Below are 11,850 nucleotides of genomic sequence, written 5' to 3'. Positions count from 1 at the left end.
TTAGAGGTCCAAAAAGAAAGAGGTAACCCATGAAAGTAGCTACTTTTATAAAGCCGTATGAGATGACGGTGACAGAAACTGAAAAATCAAAAATCGAAGAGCCAACTGATGCCGTCATTCGAGTGGTCCGTGCCTGTGTCTGTGGATCAGATTTATGGTGGTATCGCGGGATTTCTCAAAAAGAATCTGGAACGTTTGCCGGTCATGAAGCTATCGGTGTTGTTGAAGCAGTTGGAAGTGACGTGACTCATATTAGACCTGGCGACTTTGTTGTTGTGCCTTTTACACATGGTTGTGGTCATTGTGCTGCTTGTAAGGCAGGTTTTGACGGAAATTGCCAACATTATAAATCAGGTCCAGTTATTGGCTACCAAGCAGAGTACATGCGTTATCGGAACGCTGATTGGGCCTTGGTCAAAATCCCTGGTCAACCACAAGATTATTCTGATGATCAACTAAAATCACTTTTAACCTTGTCTGATGTTATGGCGACAGGTTTTCACGCGGCTAAGACAGCTGAGGTTAAGTCAGGGGATACGGTGGTTGTTATGGGGGATGGAGCTGTGGGTCTCTGCGGTGTTATTGGTGCCAAACTTTTGGGTGCTGACCGTATTATTGCCATGAGTAAGTACCCTGATCGTCAATCCTTAGCTAAAGAATTCGGTGCAACGGATATCGTTGCAGAACGTGGCGACGCAGCTGTCGATCGGGTCATGGAACTGACTGATGGAGCTGGAGTCGATGCTGTTTTAGAATGTGTCGGTACAGAGCAATCACTGGATACAGCCATTAACATTGCGCGTCCAGGAGCGATTATTGGTCGTGTGGGTATTCCACAAAAAGAGACTATGAACACTAACCAACTCTTCTTTAAAAATATTGGACTTCGTGGGGGGATTGCTTCTGTCACAACATTTGACAAAGAGATTCTACTAGAAGCTGTTTTATCAGGTCAAATCAATCCTGGAAAAGTTTTTACAAAAGAGTTTGCATTGGATGATATACAGGCTGCTTATGAAGCGATGGATAAGCGAGAAGCGATTAAGTCTTTGATTGTTTTTTAATGGGATAATATTGAAAAGTTGAGCAGCCTCAAGCGCTCAGCTTTTTTAGTTAGTAATGCCAATATGACAAAAAGGGTAATTTTATCAAAAAAGATTGACCCAATAAGTCAAGTGACATTAAGCCCTTTTAAACTGACTGTTTGATAACTTTCTGATAGGGTGACCAGGCTATATCCGTTGACGATATCGGTCAAAAGTTGTAAATTATACCCTGGAGGAATTTATGAATAAAAAAATATCGACTAAGGTCTTTATGTGGTCAGCAGCCGTGACGGTCTTGTTAGTCTTGTTAGGAATTGTGATCCCAAAGCCCTTTCAAACGGCAACACAGCATTTGAGAAATGTTATTACCACTAACTTTGGTTGGCTTTACTTGCTATTAGTAACGACCATTTTAATGTTTTGTATTTTCTTTATTGTTAGTCCACTTGGACAGATTCGTCTGGGAAATCCAAATTCTAAACCAGAACATGACACCGCATCTTGGATTGCTATGATGTTTTCTGCAGGTATGGGAATTGGGTTGGTCTTCTACGGAGCAGCAGAACCCTTGAGTCATTTTGCCATCTCAACACCTAATGCACCACTGCAATCACAAGAAGCTCTGGCGGATTCATTTCGTTTTACCTTTTTCCACTGGGGTGTCCATGCTTGGGCAGTCTATGCTCTGGTCGCATTAGCACTTGCTTACTTTGGATTTCGTAAAAAAGAAAAATACCTCTTGTCTGTTACTTTGAAGCCATTCTTTGGCGATAAAGTAAATGGACCCTTAGGTACGATTGTCGATACTATTACAGTTTTAGCGACGGTTATCGGAGTTGCGACAACGCTTGGTTTTGGTGCAGCTCAAATCAATGGTGGTCTGTCATATGTCTTTGGTCTTCCTAATAACCAGTTTGTACAGATTATCATTATTGTTATCACAACTGGACTTTTTATCATGTCGGCTTTATCTGGTCTGGGCAAAGGGGTTAAGATTTTATCAAATATCAATTTGATTTTAGCCATAGGTCTTTTAGCCTTAGCGATTATCTTGGGGCCGACGGTCACTATTTTTGATACCTTTACCGAGACGATTGGTCTCTACCTTCAAAATTTTTTCCGCATGAGTTTCCGGGCGGCAGCTTTTGATAATGCTAAACGGACCTGGATTAACAACTGGACCGTCTTTTATTGGGCTTGGTGGATTTCTTGGTCGCCATTTGTTGGGGTCTTCATTGCTCGTATTTCCAAAGGGCGTACTATCCGAGAATTTTTAACCGTAGTTCTTTTAGTACCAACTATTTTGAGTTTCCTGTGGTTTTCATCTTTTGGTACACTTGCAAATAATGTCCAAACGGCGGGAACAGATTTAACAGGTTATGCAACAGAAGAGATTCTCTTTGCGACATTTGGGCAATATCCAGTGGGGAGTGTTTTATCAATTGTTGCCATTATTTTAGTTTCAACCTTCTTTATCACCTCAGCCGATTCAGCTACTTATGTTTTAGCGATGCTGACAGAAGATGGTCACTTGAATCCAACTAATCGCAAAAAATTAATTTGGGGCGTTGCTTTGGCAGGGATTGCTATTGCACTCTTGCTTTCAGGTGGTTTAAATGCTCTTCAAAATACTTTGATTATTGCAGCCCTACCTTTCTCAGTAGTTCTTATCCTGGTTCTTTTTGCTCTTTTGAAAGAATTATATCATGAGAAAAACGAAATGGGACTTGAGATCACACCAGATCGTCAACCTAAGAAAAATGAACCATTCCGTTCATATGAAGATTAAACAAGTAACTTTTCGTTACTATCAGTGGCTGAATTACAGCCAGAAAGGAGAGGAGATTTTTTGTCTGCTCTCTTTTTGTGTTTAAAATCCCAAATGACTTAATCTCAACATGTTTAAGAACGTCTAATGACCAGATTAGGTTAAATACTCTTAGGTGATTCAGAGAAGGTGCTAAAGCATCAGGTTTTCTATTAGTAATATCAAGAAGGGAGTGACATAAAACCAGTAAGACTAGGATTCAATAACTACTGGTATGGCATAACCATTACATTTTTGTAAAGAAGTTCAGAGAAAGCCTGATTTAATGCCGATGCTTTTCTTGAGATATTCTATTCTTATAATAACTGGGAAACTATTGACTGTCTGGAAAAAGGTCCATCTAAGCCATCTGTGGTATCTTTGCCAACCACTGAAAGACTTATTTAAAGTCATTGATGACGACATCATTTACCAAGAAGATATTTTAGGTAAAAGGCATCATCTCAATCAGAAAGACACAGGACTTTAGCTGACAGATGCTTCTATTAGTGAGATTGCTTAGCTGACGTCTCTCAGCCAAATGCGGAGCTTTAGCTGTGCCAAACGTAAACCCTTTTTTGTGTCTAGCTTAACCTTATACTTCAGAAACTAAAAATTGTCTCAAAACTTGTGGTATAATAAAGATTATCAATACCAAGAAAGTAAGATTATGGCAGATCAAGTAGATATTAACCGTTATCACCAACTAGCCCTTCAAAAACAGGACGTTCATCGTAAATTTCTTGCAAAACTCAAGAAAAAACCACCTAAACAGCTGGATAAAATCACCAAAGAACTTCATGAGCAAGTCTTCCGCGAGATTGATTGCACCAAGTGTGCTAACTGTTGCAAAGACTTAGGGCCGGATTTGACGGAAGCAGATATTATCCGCATGTCAAAACTCTTTCGCATGACATTATCAAGGTTTGAAAAGACTTATCTTCGCGTGGATGAAGATGGCGATAAGGTTTTTAAAGCCATGCCTTGCCCATTTCTGGGACCTGACAATCTCTGTGATGTCTACGATGCTAGACCTAAGGCTTGTGCAGCTTTTCCCCATACAGATCGCAAACGCATCTACCAAATTAATCACCTGACCTTAAAAAATACACTGATTTGTCCAGCTGCTTACCTTTTTGTCGAAAAATTACGGCAACGATTAGACTACTAAAAAATGATGGAAAATCTTGTTTATCTCGATTCAAGACTAGGCTAGAACACCGACTATTACTAGTTTTTTCCAGTCATTAAACCTACCACAACCTGCTAAGACTTAACAATCAAGTTAGGATGAAGAGAATCAGCTTATAGCTGATAACACTTATTTGGAATGCTTTCTTTTGTCTTAAAAACTGGATCATAACCTTTTACTAAGGCAGTAAAGGTCACATAGTTTAGATGGGTAACATTGATAATGTCATTCTTTTCATGACGAGCTCTAATGATTCAGATAGACCTTATATAACTTAGATCAGTTGGAGAGTCAACCAAAATGTCATTACATAAAGATAGATTTTTTTGAAATAAAACTAGGTTTTTTCTTGACTTAGAGTTAGTCTAACTTGATATAATAAAGGTGTAGGGATGTTCAATGCCTACAATCAAAGCTATATCAGAAATGATAGGCATTTCTGCACATGCCATTCGGTTTTATGAAAAAGAAGGCATGGTGGAGATTGCGAGAAATTTCAGAGGCATTCGCCAATTTGACGATTCTAGTATTGGCCGCCTGAAGGCTATTGCGCATTATCGTAGGGTTGGGATGTCCATAGAAGATATCCGACGTATTTTAGGAGAGTGTCACAATCATGCCTTGTCAATTGAGCTATTGGAGAAAACCCAACTTGAGTTGGAAAAGCAAATTGCAGAACTTCAAGAAACCCATCGCTATCTGATGGCAAAAATAGAAATTCATCGCCGCTTGGCTGAACTGGAAAAACAAAGTTTGTCAGATGCTGGGTGAACATATGCTTACGATAAACTCAAGTAAATAGAAAAGACTTGTCATAGCGAGCACCTTTTTAAATAATAGTTAGTAAAAAATCGATGACAAACAAGTCATCAAGGAGGATTTTATGGAAAATTACACACTTTCTAACGGCGTTCAAATTCCTAAAATTGGATTTGGAACATGGCAAATTCCCGATGGAGAGGAAGCATACAATAGTGTCACACATGCTCTTAAAGTTGGTTACAATCACGTTGATACCGCTCAAGTTTATGGTAATGAAGTGAGTGTTGGTAAGGCCATTGCTGACAGTGAGCTTGCTCGCGAAGACATTTTCTTAACCACCAAGGTATGGAATGACAAGCACGACTATGAGTTAGCCAAAGCTTCCATTGACGAATCACTTGAAAAACTAGGTGTTTCATACGTTGACCTTCTCTTGATTCATTGGCCAAATCCAAAACCAATCCGTGACCACTGGAAAGAAGGAAACGCTGGCGCTTGGAAAGCAATGGAAGAAGCTTATAAAGCAGGTAAAGTACGGGCTATCGGTGTTTCTAACTTTATGCAACACCATATTGAAGCTCTTCTTGAAACAGCTGAAATCAAACCGCATGTTAACCAAGTTCTTCTAGCACCAGGATGCCCACAAGATGAATTGGTTGCATTCTGTAAAGACAATGACATTCTGTTAGAAGCTTATAGCCCACTTGGGACTGGAACAATTTTCTCTAACGATATCGCAAAAGAAGTTGCTGAAGCAAATGGAAAATCGGTAGCACAAGTTGCCCTACGTTGGAGCTTGCAAAAAGGTTTCTTGCCGCTTCCAAAATCGGTAACACCAAAAAATATCGAATCAAACCTTGAGATTTTTGATTTTGAGCTATCAGCAGAAGATATGGCAACCTTAGATACTATCGAAGGAGTGAAAGCACAGAAAGATCCAGATACAACTGATTTCTAATGACAGTAACAAACCAAGGTGATTATCATCTTGGTTTTTATAGTCCTCCCAATCATTTTTAAGAAGCGGTAATATGCTATAATAGCCTAAAAGGAGGTACTATGACTCATTACAAATTTCTACTGTTCGACCTTGACCATACCCTATTAGACTTTGAAGCTGCTGAAGACGCAGCTTTGACAGAGATGCTTCTTGAAGTTGGGGTTGAGGATGTTGATGCTTACAAAGCTTATTACAAACCTATGAATCAGCAGCTATGGCGTGATTTGGAAGCTAAAAAAATCACTAAACCGGATTTAGTAAAAATGCGTTTCGTCTTATTGTTCGAGCATTTTGGTCATCAAGTTGATGGAGAAGCCATGGCCATGCTTTACGAAAAGCACATTAGTCAGCAGGGGCAAACCTACCTTGGCGCCCATGAACTCTTGGAGGATTTGATTGCGAATGGCTATGAGATTTATGGGGCAACCAATGGCATCACAGCTATCCAAGAGGGTCGTTTGTTACGTTCTAGCATCGGCACTCTCTTTAAGCATGTTTTTATCTCAGAGCAAGCTGGAACAGCTAAGCCAGATATTGCTTACTATGATTGGATTGGAGCTAATATCGAAGGTTTTGCCAAAGCTAAAGCTCTCATGATTGGTGATAGCTTAACGGCTGATATCCAAGGGGGACACAATGCAGGGCTTGACACGATGTGGTATAACCCAAAACATCACGTTAATAATAGTGGATTAGAACCAAACTATATTGTCAGTGACTATGATGATATCCGCAAGGTTTTATTACCCTAAACAAAAAGACAGAATTCAAAATGAATGGCACTCCAAAAGCTAGACAAAAAGCCAACCTTTGGATGTTATTTTTATGACATTAAGAGTTGAAAATAACAGCTACAATTGTGTTTGCTGAATAAAGAGGACGCACCCAGTATATCGATTTTTAAACGTTTCTAGTGTCATAATTGATAGTTTGTATTTGACAGTGAAAGCAATTGGCACAATCGTTTATTCCTTTATTTTATGAGTTGGAACAGGCAGCGACAAATCTCATTTATGGATGATTGTGATTCATACAAAGAATCGTAGGATGTCATTGTTATATTTCTTTGAAACTTGAAGGAATGACATCTGATAACGTAACATTTAACGGTTATCCTAACCTTCCAACTTTTTTCATGCTGGTATACATCAAAAGGCCAATATCATTTCCATGGTATATTTGAGACTTTTCATCAATTAAGAAACCATCTTTTTGGTATAATGATAGTATGAATCAACTGATCAAAAACAAGTTGGAGTTGTTGCCAAATAGTCCAGGTTGCTACCTCCACAAAGATAAAACGGGCAAAATCATTTATGTCGGAAAGGCTAAGAATCTTAGAAATCGAGTCCGTAGTTATTTCCGTGGTAGTCATGACACTAAGACAGAGATGCTGGTTTCTGAAATCGCCGATTTTGAGTTTATCGTCACTGAGTCGAATATCGAGGCATTGCTACTTGAAATAAACCTCATTCAAGAAAATATGCCTAAGTACAATATCAGGCTTAAAGATGATAAGTCCTATCCTTTTATAAAGATAACGAATGAAACTTACCCTCGCTTGATTATCACGCGTCAAGTCAACAAAAAGGACGGCGGTCTTTATTTTGGCCCCTATCCTGATGTCTATGCGGCTAATGACATCAAGCGTCTTCTAGATCGTATGTTTCCTTTCAAGAAGTGTAAAAATCCTGCTAACAAGGTTTGTTTTTATTACCACATTGGGCAATGCAATGCTCATACCGTCTGCCATACGAACAAATCTTACTGGGATGGTTTGATTACAGATGTCAAAAATTTCCTCAATGGTCATGATGACAAGATGGTTAAGGAAATGCAAAGCAAAATGAAAACTTTTGCTGAACGCATGGAATTTGAAAAGGCAGCTGAATACCGAGACTTACTAACAGCTATCCAAACCCTGAGAACCAAGCAGAGAGTTATGAGTCAGGATATGCAAGACCGCGATATTTTTGGTTACTATACCGAAAAAGGATGGATGTGTGTGCAGGTCTTCTTTGTTCGCCAAGGGAAACTGATTCAACGAGACGTCAATCTCTTCCCATATTACAATGAGCCAGAAGAGGACTTTCTGACCTACATGGGACAATTTTACCAAGAGTCTAAACATATCTTACCCAAGGAAGTTTTTATCCCATCAGACATCGATGAATCATTGGTTAAGGCAATTGTGCCAAGTAAGGTTATTAAGCCGCAGCGTGGAGAGAAGAAGCAGCTGGTTAATCTAGCTATCAAAAATGCTCGCGTCAGCTTGGAACAAAAATTCAATCTTTTGGAAAAAGATATTAAAAAGACCCAGGGCGCTATTGAAAATCTAGGTCAACTTATGGGAATTGATACGCCTGTTCGTATAGAGGCTTTTGATAACTCTAACATAATGGGAACAAGCCCCGTGTCAGCTATGGTTGTCTTTGAAAATGGCAAGCCAAATAAGAAAGAGTATCGAAAATATAAGATTAAGACGGTTGAGGGACCTGATGACTATGCTAGTATGCACGAAGTTATTCGTCGCCGCTATGGACGTGTCAAGAAAGAGCAGCTGACACCGCCAGATCTCATCATCATCGATGGAGGACAGGGGCAAGTTAATATTGCCAAAGATGTTCTCAAAAATGAACTCAATATGCCTATTCCTGTTGCTGGGTTACAGAAAAATGATAAACACCAAACGCAGGAACTCTTGTTTGGTGATCCTTTAGAAGTCATTGATTTACCGAGAAATTCAGAAGAATTTTTCCTGCTCCATCGTATCCAAGATGAAGTCCACCGTTTTGCCATAACCTTTCACCGCCAAGTACGAAGCAAGAATTCCTTTAGTTCCAAGCTAGATGGTATCAAAGGCCTAGGTCCTAAGCGCAAGCAAACCCTCTTAAAACATTACAAGTCACTGAGCAAAATACAAGGAGCCGACATTGCAGAAATGAAAGTCTTGGGCATTCCTGAAAAAGTAGCTGAAGACCTAAAAAAACGGCTAGGACACCAAGATGAGCAGTGATTAGATCTACAAATGTTAGAAGTGCAGAATTTTTAATAAAATAGCAATGGTTAATAAAGTCATCTTACAAACTTAGAGATATTGTTAAAAATGTTAAAATAAGGTACAATGTTCTTTGGTATTAAAACGGGAGTGGAAAATTATGGCGAAGCATAAACGCTCAATGAACGGTCGTTATCGGTCAAAATCATGGCAGTTGATTAACACCTGTTTATTGGGCTTGTATACATTATTAGCAGGTTTAACAGCAGTCATCTTATATAAAAATCATATTTTAGCGGTTAATGGGCTAAACTGGATTATATTTGCCGTCTGGATTCTGATTTTTTTAATAGCACTGATATGTCTCATTAGCAACAAACTTAATAAATTAATAGCTGTTGTCCTTATTTTATCAACTCTCTTAATTGGCGGTGTTCTTTTCTTTGCCAAATCAACGGTTGATGCTACAAAGAGAATGAATGAATCAGCCTTTTATTCGGAAGTGGAAATGTCAGTTATCGCTCATAAAGATAGTGCGCTCAATTCCATATCGGATGTGACAGCAGTTGAGGCACCGGTCGCACTAGATAGATCCAATATTGCTCAACTAAGGGATCACCTTCAGGAAAGTGACCAAAAAGAGTTGTCTCTGACTGAAACAGAATCTTACCAAACAGCCTACGAGACGATCCAAGCAGATCACAGTAAAGCGATGGTGATGAACAGTGCTTATATGCCATTGTTAGAGCAGTTGGATCAATCTGTTAAGGATAAAATAAAAACTCTTTACACTTATACCATTCGGAAAAAATCTAAAAATCAGCTCAAGCAGCATCAGTCTGATGTAATGAATATCTACATCAGTGGTATCGATACTTATGGTCCGATCACTACGGTGTCTAGATCTGATGTTAATATGATTATGACGATTAACAAGAAGACTAAGAAGATTCTTCTAACAACAACGCCACGGGATTCCTACGTTAAGATTCCTGATGGTGGTGCTAATCAGTTTGATAAATTAACACACGCTGGAATTTATGGTGTTGAAACGTCAGAAAAAACGCTCGAAAATCTGTATGGTATTAATATTGATTACTATGCACGGATTAACTTCACGTCCTTTATGAATCTGATTGATTTATTAGGCGGCATTGAAGTGATCAATGACCAAGCATTCTCTAGCAATGGTTATGATTTCCCAGTAGGAAAAGTTTCTCTAGATTCTAGAAAAGCCTTAGTATTTGCGAGAGAACGTTATCAACTAGAAGGTGGAGACAACGATCGTGGTAAAAATCAACAAAAGGTTATTACTGCCATTGTTAATAAACTCTCTAGTTTCAAGACGATATCAAACTTTTCAGGTATTGTTAATGGTTTAAGTGACTCTATCCAGACAAATATGCCAACCGAAACGATGATGCGTTTTGCTAATGATCAGATTGCTAGCGGCGGACGCTTCTCTGTGACTTCTCAGGAAGTTACAGGAACAGGCTCAACAGGAGAGTTAACCTCATATGCTATGCCAAATGCTAACCTCTATATGTACTCACTTGATAATGCTTCAGTAGAGAAAGCCAAGGCAGAAATCCAAAAGATAATGGGAGAGTCGCATGATTGATCTTCATTCTCATATTATTTTTGATGTTGATGATGGTCCTAGCACGTTAGAGGAAAGCATCGCGTTAATTGGAGAAAGTTACCGACAAGGTGTTAGAACTATCGTCGCAACGTCTCATCGTAGAAAAGGCATGTTTGAGACAGCCGAAGAGGTCATTTACCATCATTATGATCTTGTCAAAGAAGCAGCTGAAGCACAATTTTCAGGACTAGAGCTCTTTTATGGTGGCGAACTTTATTATACGACCAGTTTGATACAAAAACTTGAGTCTAAACAAGTTCCCACATACAATAATGGTCGTTATATCTTACTTGAATTTAGCGGCTCAACCCCTTGGAAAGAGATCCACAGAGCTGTGACACGAGTTTTAATGCTTGGTTTAATCCCTGTTGTTGCCCACATCGAGCGTTACAATGCTCTAGAATTTCATCAAAAAAGAGTTCAAGAACTCAGAGATATGGGGTGCTATACACAAGTTAATAGTCTTCACCTTTTGAAACCAAAACTATTTGGTGATAAGGAGAAGCAGTACAAAAAACGCGGACGATTCTTTTTGGAGCACGATTTGATTGACTGTGTTGCCAGCGACATGCACAATCTAACTAAGCGGCCCCCTTATATGGCACAAGCCTATCAGGTGGTTTTGAAACAAAAAGGGTCTGCTATTGCGGATGACTTGTTTAACCATACCCCAAAAATGATTATTGCCCAATAAAAACTAGGAGAAAACATGCAAACACCAACTATAGAAATTGATATGTTACAGCTATTAAAAAAAATCTGGAATCGAAAGTTTCTCATTTTACTCATATCCCTAATAGGCGCCGTTATTGGTTTATTGATTAGTATCTTTATAATCACGCCAGAGTACAAATCAACGACAAGACTGTACGTGGTTAGTCAATCATCTGGTGCCGACAATCCAACCGTTCAAGATATTCAAGCCGGTGGCTACTTGGTTAATGATTATAAAGAAATCATTACTTCTGAAGACGTTCTTGCTGAAGTGATTGAGAAGAAAGGTCTGACTTTATCACCTGGACAGCTATCGGCTAAAATGTCAGTGAGTATCCCAGCTGATACCCGTATTATTTCCGTTAGCGTGATGGATGAAAACGCCAATGAAGCTAGTGATATTGCAAATACACTTCGAGAAGTTTCAGCAGAGAAAATCAAAACAGTCACTAATGTACAAGATGTGACAACACTTGAAGCAGCGAAACCCTCAAAATCACCAGCAACGCCAAACACGAAACGAAATATATTGTTAGGTTTTGCTGTCGGTTTTGCGATCACGATTGTTGGTGTTATGATCGTTGAAATCTTGGATGACCGCGTTAAGAGACCAGAAGACATCGAAGATCAACTGAAATTAACATTACTGGGCATTGTTCCAGACTCTAAACATTTATAAGGAGAAGACC

10 protein-coding genes are annotated in these 11,850 nt (G+C 39.1%); all 10 read left to right on the top strand.

The window, feature by feature from the left end; translation table 11 throughout:
• The first annotated feature begins 29 nt into the window (after positions 1-29).
• The 10 genes from ABP870_RS03230 (at position 30) to ABP870_RS03185 (ending at position 11,840) form a co-directional block, all read left to right on the top strand.
• Entirely contained in the window at positions 30-1,064 is a 1,035-nt protein-coding gene (locus ABP870_RS03230; protein ID WP_350014056.1) for a zinc-dependent alcohol dehydrogenase family protein, read from the top strand.
• A gap of 223 nt (positions 1,065-1,287) precedes the next feature.
• On the top strand, positions 1,288-2,835 hold the full coding sequence (locus tag ABP870_RS03225) for a BCCT family transporter (RefSeq protein WP_350014055.1): 1,548 nt from the start codon (positions 1,288-1,290) through the stop codon (positions 2,833-2,835).
• Between the two features lie 688 nt (positions 2,836-3,523).
• Positions 3,524-4,024, top strand: coding sequence for a YkgJ family cysteine cluster protein (locus ABP870_RS03220; protein WP_350014054.1), 501 nt, complete (start codon positions 3,524-3,526; stop codon positions 4,022-4,024).
• Between the two features lie 420 nt (positions 4,025-4,444).
• Complete coding sequence (locus ABP870_RS03215; protein ID WP_350014053.1) at positions 4,445-4,816, top strand: MerR family transcriptional regulator; 372 nt, start codon at positions 4,445-4,447, stop codon at positions 4,814-4,816.
• A 112-nt stretch (positions 4,817-4,928) separates the two neighbouring features.
• On the top strand, positions 4,929-5,765 hold the full coding sequence (locus tag ABP870_RS03210) for an aldo/keto reductase (RefSeq protein WP_350014052.1): 837 nt from the start codon (positions 4,929-4,931) through the stop codon (positions 5,763-5,765).
• 101 nt (positions 5,766-5,866) lie between these two features.
• Entirely contained in the window at positions 5,867-6,559 is a 693-nt protein-coding gene (locus ABP870_RS03205) for a YjjG family noncanonical pyrimidine nucleotidase (RefSeq protein WP_350014051.1), read from the top strand.
• A 476-nt stretch (positions 6,560-7,035) separates the two neighbouring features.
• Positions 7,036-8,823 (top strand): excinuclease ABC subunit UvrC, encoded by a 1,788-nt coding sequence (gene uvrC, locus ABP870_RS03200; protein ID WP_350014050.1) that lies wholly within the window; start codon positions 7,036-7,038, stop codon positions 8,821-8,823.
• 142 nt (positions 8,824-8,965) lie between these two features.
• Positions 8,966-10,426, top strand: coding sequence for an LCP family glycopolymer transferase CpsA (gene cpsA / locus ABP870_RS03195; RefSeq protein WP_350014049.1), 1,461 nt, complete (start codon positions 8,966-8,968; stop codon positions 10,424-10,426).
• The gene (locus tag ABP870_RS03190; RefSeq protein WP_350014048.1) at positions 10,419-11,141 is read left to right on the top strand and encodes a CpsB/CapC family capsule biosynthesis tyrosine phosphatase; all 723 of its coding nucleotides are present in this window, start codon (positions 10,419-10,421) and stop codon (positions 11,139-11,141) included. Before cpsA ends, ABP870_RS03190 begins: the two co-directional genes overlap by 8 nt.
• A 15-nt stretch (positions 11,142-11,156) precedes the next feature.
• Positions 11,157-11,840 (top strand): Wzz/FepE/Etk N-terminal domain-containing protein, encoded by a 684-nt coding sequence (locus ABP870_RS03185; protein WP_350014047.1) that lies wholly within the window; start codon positions 11,157-11,159, stop codon positions 11,838-11,840.
• The last annotated feature ends 10 nt before the right edge of the window (positions 11,841-11,850 follow it).

The organism is Streptococcus jiangjianxini, from assembly GCF_040225085.1.
GTDB lineage: Bacteria > Bacillota > Bacilli > Lactobacillales > Streptococcaceae > Streptococcus > Streptococcus jiangjianxini.
Note: the sequence above shows the minus strand (reverse complement) of the source record. Positions and strands in the feature narration are given on the sequence as shown.